Below are 25,323 nucleotides of genomic sequence, written 5' to 3'. Positions count from 1 at the left end.
CCTCAAGTCGCCTGCGACGGATGGCATAGGCCGTTTGGCCGACTGGCGACGGCTCGCAGCCAGCCTGTATGCTCGATAAAACGATGAGCGCATGAGCGGGTTGGGCGGCAGGGCGCCGCTCGGCCCCTGCGCGGCAGGGGGCTCCGGGATCATTTCGGCGCGTTCAGCATGCGCTCCATCCGCGCAGCAGAGGATGGCGTTTGCACTTTCCGGTCCTGAACATCCGTGCGTCATGCCGAATGTCGTTATCGCCTCATACCTGGACGAAGCCGACTCCGGCCAGAGGACCGAATGGCAGCGAAGCCAGCGGGCCACCCACATCCAGCGCACCGAGATCGACTGCAAAAAAGCCTGTCTGTTCGATAAGCGAGCGAACCGTCGTTTTGGCGTCCTTGTCGTCGCCCGAATAGAAGATCGCGCGGCGGCCGCCGGACACCTCCGGTTCAGGAAAGACAACGGTATACCGTCACCAAAGCGTAGATCTGGCTGGTTTTGGTGAAACGACGGTAGACAGTCGATTCGCCAAAAACTGAACTACTTCAGGGGCTTGTAACCGTCCTGAGACGACGCGAGCATCCGCTCCACGTACCGCGCGATCAGATCGACCTCCAGATTCACCTGCGAGCCTTCGTGCAGATGCTTCAGCGAGGTCACCTGAACCGTGTGAGGAATCAGGTTGATCGAAAACTCGCAGCCGTCGTCGCGATCTTTAACCGCGTTGACGGTCAAGCTCACGCCGTTGACAGTGATAGAACCTTTGTACGCCAGATAGCGGCCGATCTCGCGCGGCGCTACAACGCGTAGCTCATGCGACTCGCCGACCGGCGCGAAATGCGTGACCGTGCCGAGGCCGTCCACGTGCCCTGACACGATATGACCGCCGAGCCGGTCATGCGCGCGCAGCGCCTTCTCGAGATTGACTTCGCCTGGCTCGCCCAAGCCGACCGTGCAGTTCAGGCTTTCGCGCGACACGTCGACTTCGAACGAATGCGCCGTTTTCGCCACCACCGTCATGCAGGCGCCCTGAATGGTGATGCTGTCGCCGAGTTGCACGTCGTCGAGGTCGAGGCCGCCTGCTTCCACGTTCAGGCGTACGCCCGCATCGCCGTCCGTTTTGCCGTCGTGAGCGAGGGGTTTGACCGATTCGATGCGGCCGACTGCCGCGACGATTCCTGTAAACATCGTGCTGGTTCCTTGATCAATTCGAAGTAGGTTGGGGCGCCGGCGCAGCCTGCGCGTGTGGCACGAAGCGCGCGAGAATCCGCAGATCGTCGCCGATCCGGTCGACCGCGTGGAAGTTCAGTTGCACGCGGCCTTCCAGCGTGTCAGGCGCGCTCAGATTGAACATGCTCATCGAATCCGCGCCGAGCAGGCTCGGGGCGAGATAAACCAGCAGTTCGTCGACGCAGCCTTCGCGCAACAGCGAGCCGTTCAGTTTGTAGCCCGCCTCGACGTGCAGTTCGTTGACGCTGCGCTCGCCAAGCACTTTCAGCATGGCGGGCAGATCGACCTTGCCGGCCGCGTTCGCCAGTTGCACGATCTCCGCGCCGCGATCGCGCAACGCGCTGGCGCGCTCGGCATGACGCTGATCGAGATTGCCGCAGAAGATCAAGGTCGGCGCGCCGGCCAGAATCTTCGCTTCAGGCGGCACGTCGAGCTGGCTGTCGATCAGCACGCGTTGCGGCTGGCGCGGCGTGTCGACGGCGCGCACGGTCATGCGCGGATCGTCTTCCCTGACGGTGCCGATGCCGGTCAGAATCGCCGACGCGCGGGCACGCCACGCGTGGCCGTCGGCGCGCGCCGCCTCGCCGGTGATCCATTGACTGGCGCCCGACGGCAAGCCGGTGCGGCCGTCCAGCGACGCCGCCACTTTCATGCGCACCCACGGGCGCCCGCGCGTCATGCGCGACACGAAACCGATGTTCAGTTCGTGCGCTTCGTTGGCGAGCAGCCCGCAACGGACTTCGATGCCGGCGTCGCGCAGCATCTTGAGGCCGCGTCCGGAGACCTGCGGATTGGGGTCTTCCATCGCCGCGACCACACGCTCGACCTGCGCCTCGATCAACGCACTCGCGCACGGCGGGGTGCGGCCGAAATGGCTGCACGGCTCGAGCGTCACGTAGGCCGTCGCGCCGCGCAGATCGTGGCCGCGCGAACGCGCGTCCTTCAACGCGCGGACTTCGGCATGGTCCTGGCCGGCCGGTTGCGTGAAGCCTTCGCCGATCACTTCGCCGTTCTTGACGAGCACGCAACCGACGCGCGGATTCGGGTCGGTCGTGTACATGCCGCGCTTGGCCAGCGCGAGCGCGCGTTCCATATGGACGAAATCGGTTTGCGAGAACATCGGTGTCCGGTCGGGTACGGTGACTAGGCTGTGGTTAGCTTCGGTTTCGGTCGACTGCCAGCTTGATCGCCGGCTTCAGACGGCGAGCGAGGCGAACGCGCCGCGCGCGGCTTCGATCGTGGTGTCGACGATCGCGTCGTCGTGCGCGATCGACACGAAACCGGCTTCATAGGCCGACGGCGCGAAGTACACGCCCGCGTCGAGCATCTTGTGGAAGAACGCGTTAAAGCGCGGCACGTCGCTCTTCGTGACCTCGGCAAAGCTCGCCGGGATCGATTCGGTGAAGTACAGGCCGAACATGCCGCCGAGCGAATCAGCGGCGAACGGCACCTTCGCTTCGCGCGCGACTTTCACGAGACCTTGCGCGAGACGCGCGGTGCGCGCGGCGAGCGTGTCATAGAAGCCCGGCGCCTGGATCAGTTGCAGCGTCTTCAGGCCCGCGGCCACCGCGATCGGATTGCCCGACAGCGTGCCCGCCTGATAGACGCCGCCGAGCGGCGCGAGGTGGGCCATGATGTCGCGCCGTCCACCGAAGGCCGCCGCCGGCATGCCGCCGCCGATCACTTTGCCGAGACACGTCAGATCCGGCGTGATGCCGTAGACCTCTTGAGCGCCGCCGAGCGCCACGCGGAAGCCGCACATCACTTCGTCGAAAATCAGCACCGAGCCGTACTCGGTGCACAGACGCCGCAATGCTTGCAGGAATTCGGGGGTGGCGCGCACCAGGTTCATGTTGCCCGCGACCGGCTCGACGATCACCGAAGCGATCTCGTTGCCGAACGCCTTGAACGCTTCTTCGAGCTCGGCGACGTTGTTGTATTCGAGCACGGTGGTGTGTTTGGCGATATCGGCCGGCACGCCGGCCGAAGTCGGATTGCCGAACGTGAGCAGACCGGAGCCGGCTTTGACCAGCAAGCTGTCCGCGTGGCCGTGATAGCAGCCTTCGAACTTGACGATGCGGCTGCGATTCGTGAAGCCGCGCGCAAGACGCAGCGCGCTCATGGTCGCCTCAGTGCCGCTCGATACCATGCGGACCTGCTCGATCGACGGCACCAGCTTGCAGATTTCCTCGGCGATTTCCACTTCCGATTCGGTCGGCGCGCCGAAGGAGAAGCCGTTTGCCAGCACGCGCTGGACTGCTTCGAGTACTTCCGGATGGACGTGGCCGAGAATCATCGGGCCCCACGAGCCGATGTAGTCGATATAGCGTTTTTTGTCGGCGTCCCAGAAGTAGGGGCCTTCTGCGCGCTCGATGAAGCGCGGCGTGCCGCCCACCGAGCGGAATGCTCTTACTGGCGAATTCACGCCGCCCGGGATGGTGCGCTGCGCGCGGTCGAAGAGGGTTTGGTTCCTGGACATGGGTGTTGGCGATGCCTTTGGATTCGGGACTGCGCAGCGGCGCGGGAGGCTGTTTTTGTGCTTCGCGCGGCGCAGGAGGTTGGTGGGGAAATTGTACCGGAGTCGGCGTGAAGAGGTTTCGTGTGTTTCCCTTCAGGCGGGTTCGCGGCGTCGTTCCTGTGCACTTCCCCGACGGCGCGGCGCGCTTTGGCGGTGCTTCACACCCGGGCGGCGTCGCCGCCGTTCAGCTTTCACGCACCTGTTTCTTCGCAGGCGTCCTCGCCGTCGTTTTCGGCTTGGGTTGTGCGTGACTTTCTGCCGCGGACTTCCTCGGCGTTGTGGTGCGGCTCGATTCGGGTTTGACGCGCTGTGCCTCTTCAACTACTTGCATTCCTTGCGCGGTTTCGCGGCTTTTCTCTGCCGCCGCCGCGTGGGCCGTTACCTTGCTGGAGCGCGCGGGTCCCATCGGGGCGTCGAGCTTCGGCGGCTTGCGCTTGCCGGTCAGCTCGGCCCAGCGCTTTTCCAGCGCGCCTTCGGCGATCGGCTTGATAACGGTGCCCGAGCTCTGTGCGTCCCACGTCTGTACCGAAAACGGGTGTGCGCGCAACATCTCGCGCGGGATCACAACGTCTTCGTGGGCGTCGACTAGCCAGTCGTACACGAAGTCAATGCATAAGCGGTAGCCACGCTTCATCGCCGGATCGGGGACCTCGTACGGCGCACGCGTCACGTAGCCGGAGCCGAACACGCCCTTCGGTTCCTGGGCGACACGGTGCAGGAACACGCGGTCGCCCGGCAGGATGCCGCGCGCAAACCCGCAACCCCACACGTCCGACACCGCCACGCCCGCGGCCACCCGCTTCGCCACGTCGGGCAATTCCGGCCACGGCCATTTCCTGGGGCTCCAGATCAGCAGAAAAGCGGTCATGAAAAGGTCGGGAGAAAGCGCTGTTGAGGGGCGCGGCACGTTTGCGTCGCGCACGAATCGTTCAGGCGGCAGCTTAACCGATCGCTTCCATGCTTGCCGCGGTGCTCGGGCGTTCCGCCCGACGACGTCGGGACGCGGCGAATATTGAACCGTCGCGTACAATTGAGCCCATCAAGCCGCTGTTGTCCCCGGTTCACCGTGTTTCGCCACCCATGACGGCGGGGCGCTTCATCTGGATTCCCATGTCTCACGCCACCAGAAGCCGGCCCGATGGCCGGCTGATTCTGTTGCTCGGCGCGCTTGCCGCGTGCGGGCCGATTTCCATCGACATGTATCTGCCAAGCCTGCCGACCATCGCGCAGGCCTTCGCGATCGGCACCGGCGCCGCGCAGACGACGCTCACCAGCTTCATGTTCGGTTTTTCGATCGGCATGCTGATGTATGGTCCGCTGTCGGATGCTTGCGGTCGACGTCCCGTGCTGCTCGGCGGCATCGTCATGTATGCGCTGGCGAGCGTCGCGTGCGCGCTGTCGTTTTCGATCGGGGCGCTGGTGACGTTCCGTTTCGTGCAGGCGCTCGGCGCAGGCGCGGCCTCGGTGCTGGCGCGCGCCATTGCCCGCGATGCGCACGGGCCGAGCGACGCCGCGCGCGTGCTGTCGATGCTTGCCATCGTCACGTCGATCGGGCCGCTGCTGGCGCCGCTGATCGGCGGGCAGTTGCTGCTGCTCGGCGGCTGGCGCGTCGTCTTCGTGGCCCTGACGCTGTTCGGTACCGTGTGTGCGGTCACCGCGTTCCTCAAAGTGCCGGAAACCTGGCCGCGCGAGAAGCGTGCGCACTCGGCGTTGCTGCAATCGTTCGGCGCGTACGGCAAGTTGCTGCGCGACCCGGTCGCGTGGGGGCACATGCTGTGCGGCGGGATGGCGTTCGCGTCGATGTTCGCCTACATCACGGCGACGCCATTCGTGTACATCGAGTATTTCCATGTATCGGCGCAGCATTACGGGTTTTTGTTCGCGCTGAATATCGTCGGCATCATGTTGGGCAACTTGATGAATACGCGTCTGGTGGGCCGGCTTGGCTCGTTGCCGATCATTTCTTTCGCGGCTACCGTCAGTTGCGTCGCGTCGTTGTTTGTCTGCCTCGTATCGCTGACAGGCTGGGGCGGCTTATGGTCGATCGTGTTCGGCCTTTTCTTTGTGGTCGGCGTGGTGGGTTTGCTGTCCGCCAATTGCACCACCGATCTGATGCATCGCTATCCGCATAACGCAGGCGCTGCCGCTGCGGTATTCGGCGCAGTGCAGTTGGCGCTTGGCGCGCTGTCGAGCCTGGCCGTTGGGCTTTGGCAGGACGGCTCGCCCACGGGGATGGGCGTCGTGGTAGGCGTCGCGGGCACGCTGTGTTACGTCGGCCGGATTCTGGTCGTCAGGTGGCACGGGGCGAAGGCGCCTGTCGTTGCGGCTTGATGGCGGTTCGTCGGGTGGCAGGCAGAATCCGTCGCTCAAGGCGCGCGGCGGCTGCCGCGCTAAAGCGAGGCGCAGCGAACTTCTGCCGGCCCGTTGCGCGCGTCACTCATGCATGACAGACGCATTACAGAGTGACTGCGAGAGCGACTACGGAAAACACCAGGTGTTGCGCGCGCGCGACCGTGCGACCCAATTTGCGTTGCTATGATGGGGACACTGTTCCTCGGAGCGGCAATCATGGCGATCAGATATTTGATGAACGGCGAGCGGCAACAGGCTGCCTTCGCCGAAGCGCGGAAGCTGGCTGACAGCGGCGCATATCACGACTACACGGACATCGAATACGTCTTGCGCTTTGATTACGGTTTGTCTGATATATCGACCTTGCTCGATAGTCAATTAATGCACCGTGACCTGAATCGCCGTTGTGCGGACGCGCGCGAAAAGCTGGACATGCTTAGCGCTTGACGCGCGCGGTTTGATTCGCACGGTAAGCGTTGAACGATAAGCGGCGCGCGGTTCGAGCGGAGCGATCGGTGGATCGCGTGAGGCGCTGCATTGTCCGCGGCGGTCAATGTTCGCGCGCTCCGTTCATTGCTTTTAGCGAAGGAGACGCGGCCTGCGGACGAGTCGCGTGAAGCGTCGTGCGCATTTCCATGTGTCGCGATGGCGCCGTCATCTTTGGAGTTGTTCTCAAGGCGGGTACCCAACACAGCAAGCATCTGCCGCACACGAAGAACCCCGCGTCTCTCGCGAAACCGGGTGGCCACTATAGCCACGTCGCGATCGCCAATGGATTTGTGTTCGTCTCGGGACAGTTGCCGATAGACACCCAAGGCGAGAAGCTTTCCGGCGCTACGTTCCAGGTTCAGGCCGAACAGGTGTTGGCCAATGTGCCGGCGGTGCTCTAAGGTGCCCGCAGCAGCATCGCTCAGCTGGTGCGGGTGCTCGTCTATATCGTCAATGTCGAACACTGGGCGAGCTTCAATCAGCTCTACGCGCGCTGGGCGGGCGAAGCTCGGCCGGCGCGTGCGGTCGTCCCGGTCCGCCAATTGCACTACGGCCTGAAGATCGAGGTCGAGACGACCGCGCTGGTTTAGGCCGGGGCGGGCGCGGTGCGCGCTTTAGTGAACTACCAGCCCGTTGAACTGCGCGTTACCCACGCCGGATGCGATGTTCACACCGATGTTGCCGCTCATGCCGGCCAGTGCACCGGCGCCGAGTTCGGCGGTGGAACTGCCGGTTAACTGTGCGATGGTATGAACGCTCTGCTGTGTGGCGATCTCGGCTTTTGGGGTGTCGATCAACGCGATCTGGTTCGCTTGCGCGTTCAGCGCCCCGGCGGCGAGATTGACGCCAATGTTGCCGCTTGCGCCGCGCAGCGCGTCCATACCGAGTGTGGCCGCCGAAGCGCCGAGTTTCGCGCTGCCACCGGTGTCTTGCAGATTCGATAGCTTGGCCGGACCGAACACGGCGGTGCTGTCGTCTTCGGTCAGCACCGCCAGCGTCCCCGCAAACGTGGCAGATGCGCCGATGCCCGCGGCGGCCCAAACCAGTGCGACGGCTAGCGAATGGACTTTCATGATCGACTCCTGGGCGCGTGCCGATAGCACAGATATCTCTGCTATCGGCCGGGAAGGGGGAAAGTTGAGGGGGTGGGCTACCGAGGGAGTTCGGCCATCGCGGGGCTGGTCGCGCGGCGCACACGCGGCGCACGAATATGCGGCGCACAAACAGAAACGGGCCTTGAAGGCCCGTATTCACTGGATGTTTGGCGGAGGCGGTGAGATTCGAACTCACGGAAAGATTGCTCCTTCGCCGGTTTTCAAGACCGGTGCCTTAAACCGCTCGGCCACACCTCCAAACCACAAATTGTAACCTGAAAAATGCAGGCTGCGGCGTTCTGGCGCGCTGCAATCACTGCGGATCTTTCAGAAACAGCGCTTGGAGATCGTTCAGGAACGCCTGACCGAGCGGTGTCGGTGCGATTTTTTCGTGATCGCGCGTAATCAGCTTGCGCCTTTCCGCTTCCTGCAAAGCCGGTTCGATCGACGTCATCGACAGCCCCGTGCGTTCGACGAAGCGATGCACCGGAAATCCCTCCACCAGCCGCAGCGCGTTCAGCATGAACTCGAATGGCAGATCACGCGGCCCGACCTCGTGTTCTTCCTGTACCGCCGCACCGGCTTTCGCCTGCTCGATGAAGGTGGCCGGATGCTTGTAGCGCGCCTGGCGCAGCACTCGGTTCGGAAACGACAGCTTGGTATGCGCGCCCGCGCCGATGCCGAGATAGTCGCCGAAGCGCCAATAGTTCAGGTTGTGCTTGCTCTGCCGATGCGGCTTCGCGTAAGCCGACACTTCGTAACGCTCGTAGCCCGCCGCCTTCGTGCGCTCGTGGATCCAGTCCTGCATGTCGGCGGAGGCGTCGTCGTCGGGCAGCGCGGGCGGGAATTTCGCAAACAGCGTGTTCGGTTCGAGCGTCAGGTGATACAGCGACAAGTGCGGCGGCGCGTACGACAACGCCGTTTCCACGTCAGCCTGACATTCGGCCAGCGTCTGCTGCGGCAGCGCGAACATCAGGTCGAGATTGAAGTTGTCGAAGGTGGTCGAGGCGACTTCGACCGCATGACGGGCTTGCGCCGCGTCGTGAATCCGGCCGAGCGCCTTCAGATGCGCTTCGTTGAAACTCTGGATTCCCACTGACAGGCGATTCACACCGCTCGCGCGAAACTGCGCGAACTTCGCGGCTTCGAAGGTGCCGGGATTCGCCTCGAGCGTGATCTCCGCGTCGGCGTCGAGCGGCAGCAACGCGCGCACGTCGGACAGCATCCGGTCGAGCCCGGCCGCCGACAGCAAGCTGGGCGTGCCGCCGCCGATGAACACCGTATGCACCTGGCGTCCCCACACGAGCGGCAGCGCCATCTCGAGATCGGCGCGCAACGCGTCGAGGTAGTCGGCCTCGGGAAACGTGTCGCCCTTCCACTCGTGCGAATTGAAATCGCAATACGGGCACTTGCGCACACACCACGGAAAATGCACGTAGAGCGCCAACGGAGGCAGCGACGTCAGGCGAATGCTGCCCGGCAAGGTAAATGCCTTGATGACGCCTGCGCCGACCTCGGCGGGCGCCGGTTTGATCGGAATCACGCTTCCTCCGTCAAACGCGCGAGCAGTTGCCGCAATGCAATCGCGCGATGGCTGCTGGCGTTTTTCACCGCGGGTTCGACCTCTGCTGCGCTCGCGTTCAGCGACGGCAGGAAGAAGTGCGGGTCGTAGCCGAAACCGTTCGCGCCGCGCGGCGTATCGAGAATCTCGCCGTGCCAGCGGCCTTCGGCGATCAACGGTTCGGGATCGTCCACGTGACGGACGAGCGCCAGTACGCAGTAGTAATACGCGCGGCGATCGGCCTCGCCTTGCAGTGCCGCGACGAGGCGCGCGTTGTTCGCCGCGTCGCTTTTCTCGCCGCCGGCCAGTTGCGCGTAACGCGCCGAGTAAACGCCTGGCGCGCCGCGCAGCGCGCGCACGCACAGGCCGGAGTCGTCGGCGAGGGCGGGCAGGCCGGTGAGTTTCGCCGCATGGCGCGCCTTGGCCAGCGCGTTTTCGACGAAGGTCGGATGCGGCTCTTCCGCCTCCGGCACGTTCAGCTCGCCTTGGGCGATCAGCTCGATGCCGGCCGCGCCGAGCAGCGCCGCGAACTCGCGCAGCTTGCCCGCGTTGTTCGACGCCAGCACGACTTTCTTCAACGGCGAGCCTGAAGCGCCAGCGCCGTTGCTTTGACGAACTTCACTCACTCTTGTGCTCCAACGCTTCCTTCTGCTTCGCGATCAGCATGTTGATGCCCTCGCTCGCGAGATCGAGCAGCGCATTCATTTCGTCGCGCGAGAACGGCACGCCTTCGGCGGTGCCCTGAATTTCGACGAAGCCGCCCGCGCCTGTCATCACGACGTTCATGTCGGTGTCGCATTGCGAGTCTTCGTCGTAGTCGAGATCGAGCACCGCCAGGCCGTCGTACACGCCGACCGAAATCGCCGCGACGTAATCGCTGATCGGCGAGCTTTCGATGCGGCCGGCCGTCAGCAGTTTCGATACGGCGTCATGCGCGGCGACAAACGCGCCGGTAATGCTGGCGGTGCGCGTGCCGCCGTCGGCCTGGATCACGTCGCAGTCGATATGCAGCGTGCGCGCGCCGAGCTTCTCGAGATCGAACACCGAGCGCAGTGCGCGCCCGATCAGGCGTTGGATTTCCTGGGTGCGGCCGGTCTGTTTTCCACGCGCCGCTTCGCGGTCGCTGCGCGTGTGGGTGGCGCGCGGCAGCATGCCGTATTCGGCGGTGAGCCAGCCTTGGCCGCGGTCACGCAGAAACGACGGAACGGTCTCGGCGATGCTCGCGGTACAGATGACCTTGGTGTCGCCGAATTCGACCAGCACCGAGCCCTCCGCGTGCTTCGTGTAGTGGCGCGTAATGCGCACGTCGCGCAGCTGATCGGCCTGGCGGCCGCTGGGGCGTTGGGTGTTGTCGGTCATGTTGGGATGGGTGTCGAAGAAAAGCGTGAGGGAAAGCGCAATTTTACAGCCGATCGGGGTGGGCCATGCGCCCGGCGGCTGCCCGCCTGTGCGTTGGCTCTCCAAGGGGTCCTATCGCCAAAAATGGGATAATGCCGGTTCCCTGCCCCGCGTCTCGTACACGCCGGGCGATTCGACTCTCCGGCCATCGTCGAACGCATGGCCACAATCGCGAGAAATACGATGATCTACAGCATGACTGGCTATGCGAGCGCCACGCGCGAACTCGTCGCGGCCTCGGGCACAGGTGGCGTGAGCGTATCGGTCGAACTGCGCACGGTGAACTCGCGCTTTCTCGATCTGAACTTCCGCATGCCGGAAGACGTGCGCGTGTGCGAACCGACGCTGCGCGAAATGCTGATGAACAAGCTCTCGCGCGGCAAGGTCGATATCCGCATCAACCTGCAGCGCAGCGAGCAGTCGGCCAATGCCGGTGCGATCAATCGGGATGCGCTGACGCAACTCGCGCTGCTCGAGCGCACCGTGCTGTCGACATTCCCGGAAGCGGGGCGTCTGCGCACCGGCGAGATTCTGCGTTGGCCGGGCGTGCTGGCCGAAACCGGCGTCTCGCCGGACGTGCTGCGCGACGCAGTGCTGGAGTGCGGCAAGCAGGCGATTATCGATCTGATCGACGTGCGGGCCCGCGAAGGTGCACAACTTGCGACGATGCTGCTCGCCAACGTCACCGAGATGGAAGCGATCGTCACGAAGATCACGCCGCTCGTGCCGGAACTGATTGCGAGGCATCAGCAGAAGATCGTCGAACGTTTGCAGGAAGCGCTCGGCATCGCCGCGCCGGATACGGCCGCGACGATCGTCTCGCGTGAAGAAATCAATGAGCGGATTCGCCAGGAAGTGACGATGTACGGCATCCGCATCGACATCGCCGAAGAACTGTCGCGCCTCACGGCGCACCTGAACGAAACGCGTCATGTGATCCAGAAGGGCGGCAAGGTCGGTAAGCGGCTCGACTTCATGATGCAGGAGCTCAATCGCGAAGCGAACACGCTCGGCTCGAAAGCGGCCGCGAAAGAACTGGCGGATTCGTCGATGACCTTGAAGCTGCTCATCGAACAGATGCGCGAGCAAGTACAAAATCTGGAATAAGGCTGGAGCAATACGAACATGACCGACCACACACGCGAAACCAGCGCACCGCGCAATCCTTATGCCGGCGCATATCCCGGCAACCTGTTCATGGTGGTGGCGCCGTCGGGCGCGGGCAAGTCGACGCTCGTGAACGCGCTGCTTGCCGGCGACGAAGCGATCCGTCTGTCGATCTCATACACGACGCGCCCGCCGCGTCCGAAGGAACAGGACGGCGAGCACTATCACTTCACAACCGTCGACGATTTCCTGACGCGTCACGCGGCCGGCGAGTTTCTTGAAAGCGCGGAAGTGCACGGCAACTACTACGCGACGTCGCGCGTGTGGATCGAAGAGCAGATGAAAAGCGGCCACGACGTGCTGCTCGAAATCGACTGGCAAGGCGCGCAGCAGGTGAAGAAGCAGTTTCACAACGCGGTCGAAATTTTCATCCTGCCGCCGTCGCTCGACGCGCTCGAAGAGCGTTTGAAAAAGCGCGGCCAGGACGAGCCGAATGTGATCACGCGGCGGCTGCTCGCAGCCGGCAGCGAGATGGCCCACGCGGCCGAAGCGGAGTACGTCGTGATCAACGACAGCTTCGAGCGCGCGCTCGGCGAACTGCGGTGTCTGGTGGCCGCGACGCGCTCGCGCTTCGCCTCGCAATACGCACGCCACACGCAGCTTTTCGTGCAGCTCGGCATTCACCTGCCGCACGCGTGAGCGCGGCGGTGTACCGAGCACATAAGGTAGAATAAGCAACATACTGAGAAGGAACCCAACATGGCCCGCATTACCGTCGAAGACTGCCTCAAACAGATCCCGAATCGTTTTGAACTCGCGCTTGCCGCAACCTATCGCGCGCGTCAGCTCGCTCAAGGCCACACGCCGAAGATCGAAAGTCGCGACAAGCCCACGGTCGTCGCGTTGCGTGAAATCGCAGCTGGCCAGGTCGGCGTCGAAATGCTGAAGAAGGTGCCTGTTTAAGGCGCATTGTTCCGTTTTCGACTGCCACGTATTTGCCACGCGTAATTGCATCAACGTGCAGACCGGCGTCCAACCCTAACCGCTACGGAGGCGAACATGAGTACGACCCCGCCCACCGCTACGGAAGCGGAACGCGACGCCGACTCACCTTCGTCTGCACGGAAGTACATCGACGCGGTCCTCGAACAGTCGTTTCGCCATCTGTTCGGACCGACCGCCACGCCGGAGCAACCGCGCCGGCATGATGTCGTTTCGATCGCCAAGCTGACGTCCGCCTTGTCCGGCTATCTTCAGCCGGAAGAAATCAAGGAAATCAAGGCGGCGTTCCATTTCGGCGACGAAGCCCACCTCGGCCAGTATCGCCAGAGCGGCGAACCCTACATCACACATCCTGTCGCCGTCGCGGAAATCTGCGCCGGCTGGAATCTCGACGCCCAGGCGATCATGGCGGCGCTGCTGCATGACGTGATGGAAGACCAGGGCGTCACCAAGGCCGAACTCGCCGAGCGCTTCGGCGCGAAGGTCGCGGAACTGGTCGATGGGTTGTCGAAGCTGGACAAGATGGAGTTTCGCAATCGCGAAGAGGCGCAGGCGGAGAACTTCCGCAAGATGCTGCTCGCCATGGCGCGTGACGTCCGCGTGATTCTGGTGAAGCTCGCCGACCGCCTGCACAACATGCGCACGCTGGGTGCCGTGCCGCATGAAAAGCGCCGCCGCGTGGCGCGCGAAACGCTGGATATCTACGCGCCGATCGCGCACCGGCTCGGCCTGAACAACACCTATCGCGAGTTGCAGGACCTGAGCTTCGCGAACTTCAACCCGCACCGTTACGCCACGCTCGAAAAAGCGGTGAAGGCGGCGCGCGGCAACCGGCGCGAAGTGGTCGGCAAGATTCTCGAGTCAGTGCAACGCGCGATTGCCGACGCGAAGCTCGATGCCGAAGTCACTGGCCGCGAGAAAACCATCTTCAGCATCTATAAGAAGATGCGCGACAAGCAGTTGTCGTTCTCGCAGGTGCTCGACGTGTACGGTTTTCGCGTGGTGGTCGAAAGCGCGCTGGAGTGCTACACCTGCATCGGCGCGCTGCACGCGCTCTACAAGCCGGTGCCGGGCAAGTTCAAGGATTACATCGCGATCCCGAAGGTGAACGGCTATCAGTCGTTGCATACCACGCTGGTCGGCCCGTTTGGCGCGCCGATCGAGTTCCAGGTCCGCACGCGCAAGATGCACGAGATCGCCGAGGCGGGCGTGGCCGCCCACTGGCTGTACAAGAACGGTGGCGCGGATCTGAACGATGTGCAGAAACGCGCGCATCAGTGGCTGAAGTCGCTGCTCGACATTCAGAGCGAAGCGGGCGATTCGAGCGAATTCCTCGAGCATGTGAAGATCGATCTGTTCCCGGATGCGGTCTACGTGTTTACGCCAAAGTCGAAGATCATGGCGCTGCCGCGCGGCGCCACGGCGCTCGATTTTGCGTATTCGATCCACAGCGACCTGGGCAACCAGTGCGTCGCTGTGAAGATCAACAATGAACTGCTGCCGCTGCGTACCGAGCTGAAGAGCGGAGATATCGTCGAAGTGATCACGGCGCCGTATTCGAAGCCGAACCCGGCGTGGCTGGGTTTCGTGCGCACCGGCAAGGCGCGTTCGGCGATCCGCCACTATCTGAAGACGATGCGGCTGAACGAATCCGTGCAGCTCGGCGAGCGCCTCGTCGATCAGGCGCTGAAGGGCTATGGCCTCGCGTTGTCGGACGTGACGCCGGAAGCGTGGGAAAAGCTGGTGCAGTGGACGGGCAACAAGAACCGTCAGGAAATCTTTGCGGACATAGGCTTGGGCCGGCGTGTCGCGGCGGTCATGGCCAAGCGCATCGAAGTGCTGATGAGCGGCCGCGACGCCGACGACGATGGCTCGCGCTCCGACGGTTCGGCCCCGCATGCGCCGCCGGTGGTCATTACCGGCACTGAAGGTATGTCCGTGCAGCTGTCCGCGTGCTGCCGTCCGATTCCGGGCGACGACATCATGGGCTATATCGGCATCGGCCTTGGCATGGCGATCCACACTACGGACTGCCGTGTGGCGCAGCGTATCCACCGGCGCGATCCAGGCCGCTGGATCGACGTCGCCTGGGCGCCGCAGCCGGGGCGTCTATTCGACGTCGCGGTGAAGGTGCTGGTCAAGAATACCAAGGGCGTTTTCGCCCGCGTCGCTGCCGATATTACTTCAGCGGATGCAAACATCGTCCACATCGCAATGGACGAGGACCTGTCGCAGGAATCCACGGTGCTGCGCTTCGTGATTCAAGTCAGCGACCGCGTTCATCTCGCCAATGTGATGCGCCGGGTGCGGACCAATCCGGACGTGATGCGCATCGCCCGCGAACGGCCGAGCGAGGAAGGGCATCACCGTCACGAGGGCGGCATGCGGATCGACCGCGAGCGGGCGGACTACTGATCCGACGGCTGCGCCGGGTTGCTTTGGGTTGCTTCGGCTTGCTTCACCCAGACCGGCTCGAATCTGAACACACCGGCCACCCACGAGTCTCACCTGTTCTTCAGGGAGAGCTCGCATGAGAGTAGCCGAGCTCGCCGGCACGGCGCTCGACTATTGGGTCGTCCGCAGCCTGCACGACTTCGTGCGCGAAATCCACTTTACCGACAGCGGCGAAAGCGTCTCGATCCGCGGCAACGACCGTAGCCGGCCATGGGGTGGCCATTTCACGCCCCCTACGTCTTGGGAGGCGGCCGCGGCGGTGCTGGAGTCTGCCCAGCGATTGGAGGTGCGTGAGCGGATCAGTCATGGCGTGGCGCACTGTGTCGCGGAGTTCGAAGGCCGGCACCGGACGGTGGAGGGGCGAGGGGATTCGCTGCGGATCGCGTTGCTGTGGGCGTTTGTCGAACGCGGTTTCGGCGACAGCGTCGACGACGTGGTGCATCAGGCGCAGGCGCTGATCGGCAAGCGAGTGGAGCCGGTCGGCGAGCGAAATGCCGAGGTGTCTTTCGAAGACGTGCCGAGGCCCGATGTGCAGATAGGCGATATCAAGTCGGCGCCGCGATAGGCATTGCAGTGACGCCGCCGTGGAATTCATGCATGTGGACGCGGTCTGGCAGAGCGCGGTCTGGAAAAACGCTGCCTGGAAAAAACAAAGGGCCTTCCGATCGGAAGGCCCTTCATAGGTGGTGCGGCTGGCAGGATTCGAACCCACGACCCCTTGGTTCGTAGCCAAGTACTCTATCCAACTGAGCTACAGCCGCACGCTAAAACGGTAAATCGCGCTTTACTGCGATGAAACTGGGGTGAAACGAAAGGGCCTCCCCAGAGGGAGGCCACTCAAATAAGTGGTGCGGCTGGCAGGATTCGAACCCACGACCCCTTGGTTCGTAGCCAAGTACTCTATCCAACTGAGCTACAGCCGCACGCAGAAACGAGATTATAGCAAAGTTTTTAAAAAAGGGAAGCGTGTAACAGCGATTTGTCTCATTGTCCTGATCGTGTACCCTTGATAGGCAGTCGTTTGCTGCAGTTAACGGACCATCATGAACAAGGCCTTTGTCAAAGAGTCGAGTGAAGAGAGTGACGACGACCTCGACGTCGCGCAGCCCGAGATTCCCGCGGGTACGAAAAACTACATCACGCCCGCCGGCTACCGGCGCATGCGCGATGAACTCCTGCATCTGATCGACAATGAGCGGCCGGAGGTGGTCAAGCTGGTGTCGTGGGCGGCGTCGAACGGCGATCGCTCCGAGAACGGCGATTACATCTATGGCAAGCGCCGTCTGCGCGAAATAGACCGGCGGATTCGCTTTCTGACCAAGCGCCTCGACCTCGCGGAAGTGGTCGACAGCAGCAAGCAAGAGAACGTCGATCAGGTTTTCTTCGGCGCAACCGTCGAATACGCGACGGAAGACGGCGAGGTCCATGCGGTGACCATTGTCGGCATCGACGAGGTCGATCTGGACCTCGGCCACGTGAGCTGGATCTCGCCGATCGCACGCGCGTTGCTCAAGGCGAAGATCGGCGACACGGTCACGCTGCACACGCCGGCCGGCCCGCAGCCAATCGACATACTGGACGTCAAGTATCCACCGCCTGATGCCGGCGGCTAGGCCGCTCGTCAGGGCTTCAAGCGGGAGTCAAGCAGGCGTCAAGCGGTCGGGCGAGGGTGAGGCTCAGGTCGTTTCGGCGCAATTGCCGGTGTCAGGCGCGGCGCAGTTGTGTATGCCGCCGCCGAGCAGCGCGCGAACCTCGTCCAGCGTGCCGCTGCGTTTCCATTGCAAATATCTGGCGTAGCAGGTCTGCTGCGGTGGAAAGTGCGCGGGCAGATACATCCAGCGCTCGCCCGTGCGTTCGATCCACAGGATCGCCTCGAGCACGGCGCGCGAATCGGCAGTCGGTCGGCCAACGATCTTTTTGGCGCCAGCCGTTGGGAACAGATGGCTGACGCGATCCCATTCAGCGTCTGACAGCCGGTCCATTGTCGCTCTCCTTTTCAAAAGCACGTCTTTCTCTGCATAAAAAGGGCACCATAAAAAAAGGCGCCGCGAACGGCGCCTTTCCATACAGCGGGCGTTGCCAGCCGCTTAGAAGCGGTGACGCAGACCTGCGGTAACAGCGACCTGGCTGTTTGTCGACGACGCAGCGCCCAAGCCGTTGATGTTCGCAACCTCGCCCGAACCTTCGTTCACGCGCTGGTACACGCCTTGCAGATACACGTCCGTACGTTTCGACAGCGCGTAGTCCGTTTGCAAGTTGAACTGGTTGTAGTTCGGACGCACGCCATTGATGCTTGCGCGCGTGTAGGTGTACGAACCTGCGACGCTCAGTGCCGGCGTGAGGGCGTAGCGGCCGTTCACTTCGAAGTTCTGGAAGTGGGCGCTGTTGCTCGGCAGCGCGACGCCATTGGAGAAGCCCGATGCGGCTGAGCTGAGGCCTGTCAGGCCCGTCAGGTTCGTCTGCGTGTAGAGGAGGCCAGCCGTTGCCGGGCCGAACGTGTAGTTCGCGCCTGCGCCCCAGGTTTGCTGACGCTTGGCTGCAAACGTGAAGTCGTCCGACACTGCGCCGCCGCTATTCGCCGTGCCGCTGCCGTTCAACTGCATGAACGCAGCTGCGACGTTCAGGCCGCCCCAGTTATACGTTCCACCAACGCTGTATGCGCGGTTGTTCGCAAATCCACCGGCCTGGTTCGAGAAGCCGTACATGGCGCCGCCCTTGAAGCCGCCGTAGTTCGCGCTGGTGTACTTGACCGAGTTGTTGACGCGGAACGAGTTGTTCAGGTTGTCGTTATCGAACGGGTGGGCGAACTGCGTGCCGCCGTATTGCGTGCCCGTCAGGGACAGCGGGCCGACGAAGTCCACCATGCTGTCGTATTGACGGCCGAGGGTCACGGCGCCGAACTGGTCGCTTGCCAAGCCGACGAACGCTTGACGGCCGAATTCACGGCCACCTTGCTTCAGTGTGCCGTTGTTGATGCCGAAGCCGTTTTCCAACGTGAAGATGGCCTTCAGACCGCCGCCCAGATCTTCAGCGCCGCGCAGGCCCCAACGGCTGCCGTTCACCGAGCCGCTCGTTTCTTGCCAGTTGCTGTGGCCGTGCTGGTTATTCGTATAGGTGATGCCGGCGTCGATCAAGCCGTACAGCGTGACGCTGCTTTGCGCGTGCGCCGCCGTTGCAAAAACGCCCGTGAGGGCCGCGACCATGAGTGTCTTTTTCATCTTTGTAACTCCGAGAGAGCAAGAGTGGGTTTTACAACCCAGGCTTTAAGGAGACCTTTTCACGCGGGCGCTGCGAGAGGCGAAATCCGCGTGAGAAGCGCGCTGTACACCAGGCACGCCGGTTTCCAGTTACGCAGAGTGTAGAGAGACACTTGAAAAGTGGGCGTTCCAATTTTCGCAATAAAGTATTACGAGAAAGGAAACGATAGGTGGGTGGCGTTTAAGCCTTGCTGCTAAAGGCTTGTAGCGTTTTTGAGGCGGAGGGAGAGGCGTGTCAACCGATTGGCGTTGCTCATTTGCGACAGTAATCGACGTGAAAAAACAACGCAATAAATCTCAAGGGCAGATTGTTGTCGTAATCGCAATAGATGATTGTCGATTATGTGAATAATTGATGATGAAGAAGCCGCTATACTGAAATTTCTGCTTTCCGAAGCAGACTTTTTCGTTGACGAAAAAGATCTCCAAACCTTTGTCAGCGCGACTTCACCGTCGCGCTTTTTTTTCGCCTGTCGTTCCAGAATCCTAGTGCGCTGGCGCGTTGGCTTCCGTCCAGTCGGGCGCAATCGAGACGCTCCAATCTTCGATCACGTAGCGACGTGCGTCCATCGGGGAAGACAGCAGGTTCTGCCAGTGATCGCCGTGCCACATGGGGTCGAATTCGACGGCCGGGACAGATTCGGTATCCGCGCGGTAATCGGCAACCGTCCTAGTAGGTGATTGGGTGAGTCTGGTGATGAAGTGGCGGAATTTGTCGAACAGCATTGCAACCTCCCGATACGTACTACTATTCACTGCTTTTTTCATCATGCGGGGAACTATCAGGCGAAACAACTCGGACAAACACTTACGAAAAACATTTTTTGTTACATAATTCAAACTTCGATCCTGAAATTTTTTCCGACATTGAGCATATCAAAAGCGGATCAAGTAATAATGACGTATTTTTTGTTCGGTTTTTTGCCGAAAATGCTCTTCGTGCTTTCCGATTCATTTGGCATTCGCTTATCGTGCGACGTGTTAAGTGCATGTGAAAAATTCGCTTGACGGCTATTCTTTGTTCCCCGTATAACGGCAATGCTGAATTTCAATTGCTGAGTCTGATGGCGCCCAGGCTGTCAGGAATATCCGCTAATGAGCGGTATGGCAAAGGGTTCGGTTTGAAGGCAATGCCCGCTTTTATAAAACATTGAGGGAAACTGGAATATGGAAACTGGTATCGTAAAATGGTTCAACGATGCTAAGGGCTTTGGTTTCATCACATCGGATTCGGGCGGCGAAGATCTGTTCGCGCACTTTTCGGAAATCCGTAGTGAAGGTTTCAAGTCGCTGAAGGAAAACCAGCGTGTCTCCTTCGAGGTGAAGACCGGCCCGAAGGGCAAGCAAGCGGCGAACATTCAGCCGCTGTAGTGCGCGCAGCGCTGATGGGCGCCTGCCGCCGCGCAGCCGGTTCGTCAAAAAGCCCTCGCATTGGCGAGGGCTTTTTTATTGTCGACGCGTTTATTTTGCATAGCGGATAATGTGATTAACTATCCAGTGCGAACGGAACGTGCAATAAAACGGCGAAAAGAGGAAAACACGCCAATTGTTTTATGCGGCCGCCAGAAAACCAGAATAATTCAGCCGTTCGTTCGCGGCGCCTGACCCAGTGGCAAATACTATCTTTTGCGCGACATGGCAGCTATGAGAATGCAATGCCGGCCGGGTGCGGAGCGGTCAACTGGTGCATACTTGCCGCAAAGCCACGCATCCTAAGTATCCTTTTCCATGTCTGAACAGTTTCTGCCGGAACCGGCGCTTGAAGTCCCGATCGCGTTCGTCGACCTTGAAACCACCGGCGGCTCGACCGGCGAGCATCGCATCACCGAAGTCGGCGTGGTCGAAGTGGGCCCGGCCGGCGTGTCGCGCTGGAGTACGCTGGTCGACCCTCAGCAGCCGATTCCGTCCTTCATTCAGCAGCTCACCGGTATCACCAATGCGATGGTGCGCAGCGCGCCGACCTTCGACGCCATCGCGCCGGCCCTTCTTGAGCGTCTGAGGGGCAAATTGTTCATTGCGCACAATGCCAGTTTCGACCGCGGTTTTCTGCGCAGCGAGTTTCGCCGGGTCGGGCTTGCATTCGATCCGGACGTGCTGTGTACGGTGCGTCTGTCGCGCGCGTTGTTTCCGGCGGAAAAACGTCATGGACTCGATGCGCTGGTCGAACGGCACGCGCTGGTGCCGTCCGATCGTCACCGGGCGCTTGCAGACGCTGATCTGATCTGGCAGTTCTGGCAGCGTCTGCATGGCCTCGTGCCGCTCGACGTCTTGCGGGCGCAGATCGAGCGCACTACGCGGCGCTATCGGCTCGCCGGCGACATTACCGAAGATTTGCTCGATACCGCGCCGGCCGGATGTGGTGTCTATGCGTTCTATGGGGAAGAGGATTTGCCGCTGTATGTCGGGCGCAGCGTGCGTGTCCGTCAGAGGTTGCGCTCGCATTTGACCGGCGAGCGGCGTTCATCGAAGGATATACGGCTCGCGCAGCAGGTGCGGCGAGTTGAATGGCGCGCAACCGGCGGCGAATTGGGCGCGTTGCTCACTGAGGCGCAATGGATCGCGACGCTGCGCCCAGGACACAACCGCATGCCGCGTATCGTGAAGAGCGATCCGGCGGACGCACCTTGGCCTTTCGATGGTCCGATTGTTTTCGAGGAGCGCGAAGAGGCGTCGCTCGCCCGAACTTTCCACGTTGTCGATAGATGGCGCTATCTCGGCCATGCGCCGTCGCTCGCGCAGGCGGCGACGCTGCATGCGTCGAGCGTCGCTGGGCCGTTCGAGCTTTCGACTTATCGCATTCTGCAGACTCACCTTGCGCGCGGCTTGCGGGTGATGCCGTTGCGCGTTCAGGCAGGTACATCGGCGCCGCTGGGTGCGCCGACTGTTGCTTGACTAACCGGTCGCTTCGCACGGCTTCGGCCGAGCGTTTGAGCGCGTTTTGTGCAACGCGCAAAGCGGTGATCCGATAAGCCGATTAGCCGGTCGCGCCGACACCTCCGGTTTCGCAAACGTGGCCGAGTGCGCGTGTCAGCGCGCTCGAGTGAGTCGAGTCGTAACGGGTCAACGATTTCCAGTTGGCAAGCGATTGCGCCACGCGTGATGGGCAATCCTGCGCCGCGCGCAGCGGTTGTACGCGCGCGAGCCCGGCCACCAGTGACTGCGTCAGCCGGTCCAGTTGCGGCCTTGTGCTGCTCGCCAGGTCGGGCGCCGGTCCTTCCGGCGGGCGCGTGCTGCGCCAGTTGGCAAACAGGGCGTTCTGCACGTCCTTGCTCGCATCGATCTGATCCTGGAAGAAAGCATGGGCAAACGCCGGATCGACGTTCGCCGCGACGGCGCGCTTCTCGACATCGGCGAGCAATGCATTTTCGCGTGCCGTATCGGTGATCGCCTGATGGTTTGCCCACTTCCAACGCGCGACGGGTTCTGCCAGTGCCAGCCGTTGCGAAGCCAGCGCAATCAGATTGGTGAGGGCGGTGTCGTCGCCGTCCGCGATTGCGGAGGCGGGGGCGAACGCGAGCGCGGTGAACAACGCGAGCGCGCATGATGCGCCGAAGCGATACGAACGGTTCATGGAAGGCAAGCTTGGCCGAGCGGCCCCGGAAGAAAAAACAGAAGAATAGACGATACGCCGATCAAGCGGCGATTGACCGCTCAGAACAAGCGCCCAAAATATTCAGAAGTGGTTCAAAAGCGCCAAGCAAAAGGCGTACGCAACCTGACGCCGAACCGCACGGCTCAGCGTCGCAAGCAAACGGCCGCGGGCGGCATCGTGAAATAAATGCAAGACGATTGGCGAGGCGCGTGTTTGCCTTCGCCGCGCGCCGAGCGCGCGGACGCCGATGCTGCATCGCGCCACCGCATGATTACTTCGAGTCGCACGACTTACGTTGTTCGTCGAAAAAGGCGCGAACGTGCTCAGGCAGTTCCGCACCCAAAAACTCGACGCCAGCGGGTTCCGGATCCGGACTAAAAACTTTATCCGGGGTCGGAATCTTCGGTGGTTTCGCATCCATGATCTCTCTCCTTTACAAACCGATTATCTGCCTCGGTCCCCGTTTTGCACCAGTCTCTGATGCGGCTCGCATGTTGTTTGTTGCTTTAACGGTACACGCCAACCGGGAGGGCGGAATGTTTGAATAGAATTTATCGGTTGGCTGTGCATGCTGCGATTCTCACCGCCGCCAATCCAATAGTCCGTTGTTTCCCGCACCCTTCCCAGCCTTGCCCCGCGTGCCTTCGGCGGATTAACTTCCGCACGTCCAGGCATCGTTCGTTCATAGGTGTTGATATGAACAAACCGATTCGTTTTTGTGCGCTGCCGCATTGGCATGATTTTTTTTGTGTCGCAACCGAACGTTCGTTAATTACCGATCCGTTCAATCAGCCCCTAATCTTTTTGTTAACGAACAATTCGGCGAAATCGTTGACGAGCGAGAATACTTTTCAGGTCACGCTCCGCAAATAAATACGCGCCACGTTCCCGGCGGAACGCAGCGCATGTCGGTACGCCGTGAGCGGCGCTCGCAATCATCGACCTCTTGTCATGTGCGCGGAGCGGAAATCGTCACGGGCGCGGCGTAGGCCGCTGATTTATCGGAGACTTCGACTTGTCCGTGAATTCGCGCCTGGTGGCCATCGGCGAACATGTAATACGGGAACGGGCGAGCGGGTTCCGATACCGCATCGAGCCGGGAGATCAGTTCGGGTGCAAGCATGAAGTCGAGTGAGCCGAGCGACTCCTGCAATTGTTCCGGCCTGGTCGCGCCGACGATGATGCTCGACACGCCGCGCTTCTGATGCAGCCAGTTGAGCGCGACCTGTGCCATCGGCTTGCCTGCCAGGTTTGCGACGGCCTCAAGTTCCGCGACGATCCGAAAATTGCGCTCGGTGAGTTTGTCGAAGCCCGGCGGCGGTGCACTTGCCACACTCGCCAGCCGTCCGCTACCTGAAACGCTGCCAGACGCTCCGCTTTGCGAAGGCCGATATTTCCCCGACAGTACGCCCATGCCGAGGGGACTCCACGGCACGAGCCCCATGCCCAGATTGGCGGCGAGATCGGCGAACTCGTTTTCGGCGTTGCGCTCGATCATCGAGTATTCGAGCTGCATTGCCGCGACCGGTTCGAAGCCTCGCCAGTCGGCGAGGGTCTGTGCGCGCCCGGCGAACCATGCCGGCGTGTCAGACAGGCCGACGTAGCGGATCTTGCCGGCGCGCACCGCGTCGTCCATTGCGCGCATCACTTCGTCCACCGGCGTGACGCGGTCCCACGTGTGCAGGTAGTACAAGTCGATGTAGTCGGTACCAAGGCGCTTGAGCGAACCGTCGAGTGCGCGCAGCAGATTCTTGCGGTGGTTGCCGCCTGCGTTCGGATTGCCGGTTTCGGCGTTGTAGCCGTATTTGGTCGCGATCACCAGCCGGTCACGCAGGCCGCGCGCCGCGACGAATTTGCCGAGCCATTTTTCGCTGGTGCCTTCGGTGTAGAGATCGGCTGTATCCACAAAGTTGCCGCCCGCATCCACATACAGGTCGAAGAGGCGCAGCGCCGATTTTTCCTCGGCGCCCCAGCCCCATTCAGTGCCGAAGGTCATCGTGCCGAGTGCGATCGGGCTCACGCGCAGGCCCGAGCGGCCGAGCAGGTTATAGCGGTTCATCGTCATGTCAGTCTCCTTGGGCGGTTACGCGGAACGAAACGAGTCGATATGGCTATCGTGCGCCGATTCTTTTCGTGGAAAAATGCCGCTTGTCTGCAAGAATTGTGAAGTCACGCTTAACAATAGGGGTGCGATGGATCCTGCTCAGTTGCCGGCGCTGATGGCGTTCGCGTCTGTCGCGCATCACGGCAGTTTTACGCGCGCGGCCGGTGAAACGGGCGTGACGGCGTCCGCGCTGTCGCAAACCATCCGCACGCTCGAGACGCAGTTGAGTGTGCGTCTGTTCAACCGGACCACGCGACGCGTGGCGTTGACCGAGGCCGGCGCGCAGTTTCTCGCGAGCGTGAAGCCAGCGCTGGCGGCGCTCGAGGCCGCTTTCGAAGCCCTCGATGAAGCCCGTGATCAGCCGGCCGGCACGCTGCGCATCAACCTGCCAAGGGTCGCGAGCGAGTTGCTGGTGCTGCCGCATCTGGCCGAATTCACGCGCCGCTATCCGCAGATCCGCCTCGACATGACACTCGACGACGGCCTCGCCGACGTCGTCGGCGCAGGCTTCGACGCGGGCATCCGGCTTGGCGAGCGCGTCGCGCAAGACATGGTCGCGGTGCCTTTGAGTGGCGACATTCGCATTGTCGTGGCAGGCTCGCCGGCGTACTTCAAACGCTACGCACCGCCCGCGACGCCCTCCGATCTCGCCGCCCACGATTGCCTGCGTTATCGCTTCTCGACCAGCGGTGGTATCTATCGATGGGAGTTCGCGTCGCAGGACGACCCGGCGCGCGTGTTCGAGGTCGAGACGGGCGGCAGTCTCGTGACGAACGATCTGCGCACGATGGTGCAAGCGGCGGAGCAGGGCGTCGGTCTACTGCACGTGATCGACGGCTATGTACGCGAGCAACTCGAAGACGGCCGGCTCGTGCGTGTGCTGGACGCGTGGTGTCCGAGCTTTCCGGGGTTCTATCTGTACACAGCGAGCCGCGCTCAGATGCCGCTCAAGCTGCGTGCGCTGATCGATTTCCTGAAGGAAAAGCGCGGCGCCGGCTGATGGCGCGTTCCGTTCAAGTTCAAGCCGCGAGCCGCTCTTTTATTGTTTCAGGCAGGCGGCGGTGCGGCGCTCATTGATGCGCCCGGATTCCACCGGTGTGACGCTCGCCGCAATCGTGCCGCGCGGTGATCTTCGCAGTGGCCTCGCGGTGAAGCCATTTCGCAACATAGG

General features: G+C 62.1%; 26 protein-coding genes, 3 tRNA genes and 1 pseudogene. 12 read left to right on the top strand and 18 right to left on the bottom strand.

The window, feature by feature from the left end; genetic code table 11:
• Positions 1-253: 253 nt before the first annotated feature.
• From DLM46_RS00600 to DLM46_RS00580, 5 genes are all read right to left on the bottom strand, one after another.
• The gene (locus DLM46_RS00600; protein ID WP_208866222.1) at positions 254-436 is read right to left on the bottom strand and encodes an NAD(P)-binding domain-containing protein; all 183 of its coding nucleotides are present in this window, start codon (positions 434-436) and stop codon (positions 254-256) included.
• A gap of 98 nt (positions 437-534) precedes the next feature.
• Entirely contained in the window at positions 535-1,182 is a 648-nt protein-coding gene (locus tag DLM46_RS00595; protein WP_115098787.1) for a riboflavin synthase, read from the bottom strand.
• 16 nt (positions 1,183-1,198) lie between these two features.
• Positions 1,199-2,344: a bifunctional diaminohydroxyphosphoribosylaminopyrimidine deaminase/5-amino-6-(5-phosphoribosylamino)uracil reductase RibD gene (ribD, locus tag DLM46_RS00590; RefSeq protein WP_115098786.1), complete on the bottom strand. Its 1,146-nt coding sequence runs from the start codon at positions 2,342-2,344 to the stop codon at positions 1,199-1,201.
• Between the two features lie 75 nt (positions 2,345-2,419).
• On the bottom strand, positions 2,420-3,703 hold the full coding sequence (gene hemL / locus DLM46_RS00585; protein ID WP_115098785.1) for a glutamate-1-semialdehyde 2,1-aminomutase: 1,284 nt from the start codon (positions 3,701-3,703) through the stop codon (positions 2,420-2,422).
• A gap of 223 nt (positions 3,704-3,926) precedes the next feature.
• Positions 3,927-4,610, bottom strand: a complete 684-nt coding sequence (locus DLM46_RS00580) for a hypothetical protein (RefSeq protein ID WP_244305776.1) — start codon at positions 4,608-4,610, stop codon at positions 3,927-3,929.
• Positions 4,611-4,852: 242 nt separating this feature from the next.
• Here DLM46_RS00580 and DLM46_RS00575 point away from each other — a divergent pair, with 242 nt between their 5' ends.
• The 3 genes and pseudogenes from DLM46_RS00575 (at position 4,853) to DLM46_RS00565 (ending at position 7,173) form a co-directional block, all read left to right on the top strand.
• Positions 4,853-6,073 carry a Bcr/CflA family multidrug efflux MFS transporter gene (locus tag DLM46_RS00575; RefSeq protein WP_115099237.1) on the top strand — a complete coding sequence of 407 codons (1,221 nt, stop codon included), beginning with the start codon at positions 4,853-4,855 and terminating at the stop codon, positions 6,071-6,073.
• A 237-nt stretch (positions 6,074-6,310) separates the two neighbouring features.
• Positions 6,311-6,541, top strand: coding sequence for a hypothetical protein (locus DLM46_RS00570; protein ID WP_115099234.1), 231 nt, complete (start codon positions 6,311-6,313; stop codon positions 6,539-6,541).
• Between the two features lie 188 nt (positions 6,542-6,729).
• Positions 6,730-7,173: pseudogene (locus tag DLM46_RS00565) on the top strand (RidA family protein).
• Between the two features lie 24 nt (positions 7,174-7,197).
• Here the strand turns inward: DLM46_RS00565 and DLM46_RS00560 are convergent.
• From DLM46_RS00560 to rph, 5 genes are all read right to left on the bottom strand, one after another.
• The gene (locus DLM46_RS00560; protein WP_115098784.1) at positions 7,198-7,656 is read right to left on the bottom strand and encodes a hypothetical protein; all 459 of its coding nucleotides are present in this window, start codon (positions 7,654-7,656) and stop codon (positions 7,198-7,200) included.
• 189 nt (positions 7,657-7,845) lie between these two features.
• Positions 7,846-7,935, bottom strand: a tRNA-Ser gene (locus DLM46_RS00555).
• Positions 7,936-7,990: 55 nt separating this feature from the next.
• Entirely contained in the window at positions 7,991-9,220 is a 1,230-nt protein-coding gene (hemW, locus tag DLM46_RS00550) for a radical SAM family heme chaperone HemW (protein WP_115098783.1), read from the bottom strand.
• Entirely contained in the window at positions 9,217-9,864 is a 648-nt protein-coding gene (rdgB, locus tag DLM46_RS00545; RefSeq protein WP_115098782.1) for an RdgB/HAM1 family non-canonical purine NTP pyrophosphatase, read from the bottom strand. Before rdgB ends, hemW begins: the two co-directional genes overlap by 4 nt.
• Complete coding sequence (gene rph / locus DLM46_RS00540) at positions 9,857-10,597, bottom strand: ribonuclease PH (RefSeq protein ID WP_115099232.1); 741 nt, start codon at positions 10,595-10,597, stop codon at positions 9,857-9,859. Before rph ends, rdgB begins: the two co-directional genes overlap by 8 nt.
• A 222-nt stretch (positions 10,598-10,819) precedes the next feature.
• On the opposite strand from rph, the gene DLM46_RS00535 reads away from it, so the two are divergent.
• The 5 genes from DLM46_RS00535 to DLM46_RS00515 all read left to right on the top strand — a co-directional run bounded on the left by DLM46_RS00535 (position 10,820) and on the right by DLM46_RS00515 (position 15,764).
• Positions 10,820-11,743, top strand: a complete 924-nt coding sequence (locus DLM46_RS00535) for a YicC/YloC family endoribonuclease (RefSeq protein ID WP_115098781.1) — start codon at positions 10,820-10,822, stop codon at positions 11,741-11,743.
• 18 nt (positions 11,744-11,761) lie between these two features.
• Complete coding sequence (gmk, locus tag DLM46_RS00530) at positions 11,762-12,442, top strand: guanylate kinase (RefSeq protein WP_115098780.1); 681 nt, start codon at positions 11,762-11,764, stop codon at positions 12,440-12,442.
• A gap of 60 nt (positions 12,443-12,502) precedes the next feature.
• Positions 12,503-12,706: a DNA-directed RNA polymerase subunit omega gene (gene rpoZ / locus DLM46_RS00525; RefSeq protein ID WP_006025620.1), complete on the top strand. Its 204-nt coding sequence runs from the start codon at positions 12,503-12,505 to the stop codon at positions 12,704-12,706.
• Positions 12,707-12,802: 96 nt separating this feature from the next.
• Positions 12,803-15,160: a RelA/SpoT family protein gene (locus tag DLM46_RS00520; protein ID WP_115098779.1), complete on the top strand. Its 2,358-nt coding sequence runs from the start codon at positions 12,803-12,805 to the stop codon at positions 15,158-15,160.
• 115 nt (positions 15,161-15,275) lie between these two features.
• Complete coding sequence (locus DLM46_RS00515; protein ID WP_115098778.1) at positions 15,276-15,764, top strand: phage protein NinX family protein; 489 nt, start codon at positions 15,276-15,278, stop codon at positions 15,762-15,764.
• A gap of 119 nt (positions 15,765-15,883) precedes the next feature.
• Here the strand turns inward: DLM46_RS00515 and DLM46_RS00510 are convergent.
• Both DLM46_RS00510 and DLM46_RS00505 read right to left on the bottom strand, forming a co-directional pair.
• Positions 15,884-15,960, bottom strand: a tRNA-Arg gene (locus DLM46_RS00510).
• Positions 15,961-16,045: 85 nt separating this feature from the next.
• Positions 16,046-16,122: transfer RNA gene (locus DLM46_RS00505), tRNA-Arg, on the bottom strand.
• Between the two features lie 120 nt (positions 16,123-16,242).
• On the opposite strand from DLM46_RS00505, the gene greB reads away from it, so the two are divergent.
• Entirely contained in the window at positions 16,243-16,812 is a 570-nt protein-coding gene (gene greB, locus DLM46_RS00500; RefSeq protein WP_115098777.1) for a transcription elongation factor GreB, read from the top strand.
• Between the two features lie 63 nt (positions 16,813-16,875).
• On the opposite strand, the gene DLM46_RS00495 is transcribed toward greB, so the two are convergent.
• The 3 genes from DLM46_RS00495 to DLM46_RS00485 form a co-directional block, all read right to left on the bottom strand.
• Entirely contained in the window at positions 16,876-17,181 is a 306-nt protein-coding gene (locus DLM46_RS00495; protein WP_244305774.1) for a transposase, read from the bottom strand.
• Between the two features lie 105 nt (positions 17,182-17,286).
• Positions 17,287-18,417 carry a porin gene (locus DLM46_RS00490; protein WP_115098776.1) on the bottom strand — a complete coding sequence of 377 codons (1,131 nt, stop codon included), beginning with the start codon at positions 18,415-18,417 and terminating at the stop codon, positions 17,287-17,289.
• Between the two features lie 525 nt (positions 18,418-18,942).
• A complete protein-coding gene (locus tag DLM46_RS00485) occupies positions 18,943-19,182 on the bottom strand; it encodes a hypothetical protein (protein WP_115098775.1) in 240 nt (79 codons plus the stop codon).
• Between the two features lie 441 nt (positions 19,183-19,623).
• On the opposite strand from DLM46_RS00485, the gene DLM46_RS00480 reads away from it, so the two are divergent.
• Both DLM46_RS00480 and DLM46_RS00475 read left to right on the top strand, forming a co-directional pair.
• Positions 19,624-19,827 (top strand): cold-shock protein, encoded by a 204-nt coding sequence (locus DLM46_RS00480; RefSeq protein WP_115098774.1) that lies wholly within the window; start codon positions 19,624-19,626, stop codon positions 19,825-19,827.
• Between the two features lie 357 nt (positions 19,828-20,184).
• Positions 20,185-21,348 (top strand): exonuclease domain-containing protein, encoded by a 1,164-nt coding sequence (locus DLM46_RS00475; protein WP_115098773.1) that lies wholly within the window; start codon positions 20,185-20,187, stop codon positions 21,346-21,348.
• Positions 21,349-21,430: 82 nt separating this feature from the next.
• Here DLM46_RS00475 and DLM46_RS00470 read toward each other — a convergent pair whose 3' ends face one another.
• The 3 genes from DLM46_RS00470 to DLM46_RS00465 form a co-directional block, all read right to left on the bottom strand.
• The gene (locus tag DLM46_RS00470; protein WP_115098772.1) at positions 21,431-22,027 is read right to left on the bottom strand and encodes a chorismate mutase; all 597 of its coding nucleotides are present in this window, start codon (positions 22,025-22,027) and stop codon (positions 21,431-21,433) included.
• A gap of 292 nt (positions 22,028-22,319) precedes the next feature.
• Positions 22,320-22,469, bottom strand: coding sequence for a hypothetical protein (locus DLM46_RS39245; protein WP_028200145.1), 150 nt, complete (start codon positions 22,467-22,469; stop codon positions 22,320-22,322).
• Between the two features lie 528 nt (positions 22,470-22,997).
• Positions 22,998-24,113: an aldo/keto reductase gene (locus tag DLM46_RS00465; protein WP_115098771.1), complete on the bottom strand. Its 1,116-nt coding sequence runs from the start codon at positions 24,111-24,113 to the stop codon at positions 22,998-23,000.
• 127 nt (positions 24,114-24,240) lie between these two features.
• On the opposite strand from DLM46_RS00465, the gene DLM46_RS00460 reads away from it, so the two are divergent.
• Complete coding sequence (locus tag DLM46_RS00460) at positions 24,241-25,152, top strand: LysR family transcriptional regulator (RefSeq protein WP_208866221.1); 912 nt, start codon at positions 24,241-24,243, stop codon at positions 25,150-25,152.
• Positions 25,153-25,323 lie beyond the last annotated feature (171 nt).

This window comes from Paraburkholderia lacunae (assembly GCF_003353175.1).
GTDB classification, from domain to species: domain Bacteria; phylum Pseudomonadota; class Gammaproteobacteria; order Burkholderiales; family Burkholderiaceae; genus Paraburkholderia; species Paraburkholderia lacunae.
This window is presented reverse-complemented; position numbering and strand designations above follow the sequence as displayed.

Coding starts and splice junctions, on each gene's coding strand:
- DLM46_RS00595 (WP_115098787.1), bottom strand. CDS start 1,182: ATGTTTACAGGAATCGTCGCGGCAGTCGGCCGCATCGAATCGGTCAAA.
- ribD (WP_115098786.1), bottom strand. CDS start 2,344: ATGTTCTCGCAAACCGATTTCGTCCATATGGAACGCGCGCTCGCGCTG.
- hemL (WP_115098785.1), bottom strand. CDS start 3,703: ATGTCCAGGAACCAAACCCTCTTCGACCGCGCGCAGCGCACCATCCCG.
- DLM46_RS00580 (WP_244305776.1), bottom strand. CDS start 4,610: ATGACCGCTTTTCTGCTGATCTGGAGCCCCAGGAAATGGCCGTGGCCG.
- DLM46_RS00575 (WP_115099237.1), top strand. CDS start 4,853: ATGTCTCACGCCACCAGAAGCCGGCCCGATGGCCGGCTGATTCTGTTG.
- DLM46_RS00570 (WP_115099234.1), top strand. CDS start 6,311: ATGGCGATCAGATATTTGATGAACGGCGAGCGGCAACAGGCTGCCTTC.
- DLM46_RS00560 (WP_115098784.1), bottom strand. CDS start 7,656: ATGAAAGTCCATTCGCTAGCCGTCGCACTGGTTTGGGCCGCCGCGGGC.
- rph (WP_115099232.1), bottom strand. CDS start 10,597: ATGACCGACAACACCCAACGCCCCAGCGGCCGCCAGGCCGATCAGCTG.
- DLM46_RS00535 (WP_115098781.1), top strand. CDS start 10,820: ATGATCTACAGCATGACTGGCTATGCGAGCGCCACGCGCGAACTCGTC.
- gmk (WP_115098780.1), top strand. CDS start 11,762: ATGACCGACCACACACGCGAAACCAGCGCACCGCGCAATCCTTATGCC.
- rpoZ (WP_006025620.1), top strand. CDS start 12,503: ATGGCCCGCATTACCGTCGAAGACTGCCTCAAACAGATCCCGAATCGT.
- DLM46_RS00520 (WP_115098779.1), top strand. CDS start 12,803: ATGAGTACGACCCCGCCCACCGCTACGGAAGCGGAACGCGACGCCGAC.
- DLM46_RS00515 (WP_115098778.1), top strand. CDS start 15,276: ATGAGAGTAGCCGAGCTCGCCGGCACGGCGCTCGACTATTGGGTCGTC.
- greB (WP_115098777.1), top strand. CDS start 16,243: ATGAACAAGGCCTTTGTCAAAGAGTCGAGTGAAGAGAGTGACGACGAC.
- DLM46_RS00495 (WP_244305774.1), bottom strand. CDS start 17,181: ATGGACCGGCTGTCAGACGCTGAATGGGATCGCGTCAGCCATCTGTTC.
- DLM46_RS00490 (WP_115098776.1), bottom strand. CDS start 18,417: ATGAAAAAGACACTCATGGTCGCGGCCCTCACGGGCGTTTTTGCAACG.
- DLM46_RS00485 (WP_115098775.1), bottom strand. CDS start 19,182: ATGCTGTTCGACAAATTCCGCCACTTCATCACCAGACTCACCCAATCA.
- DLM46_RS00480 (WP_115098774.1), top strand. CDS start 19,624: ATGGAAACTGGTATCGTAAAATGGTTCAACGATGCTAAGGGCTTTGGT.
- DLM46_RS00475 (WP_115098773.1), top strand. CDS start 20,185: ATGTCTGAACAGTTTCTGCCGGAACCGGCGCTTGAAGTCCCGATCGCG.
- DLM46_RS00470 (WP_115098772.1), bottom strand. CDS start 22,027: ATGAACCGTTCGTATCGCTTCGGCGCATCATGCGCGCTCGCGTTGTTC.
- DLM46_RS39245 (WP_028200145.1), bottom strand. CDS start 22,469: ATGGATGCGAAACCACCGAAGATTCCGACCCCGGATAAAGTTTTTAGT.
- DLM46_RS00465 (WP_115098771.1), bottom strand. CDS start 24,113: ATGACGATGAACCGCTATAACCTGCTCGGCCGCTCGGGCCTGCGCGTG.
- DLM46_RS00460 (WP_208866221.1), top strand. CDS start 24,241: ATGGATCCTGCTCAGTTGCCGGCGCTGATGGCGTTCGCGTCTGTCGCG.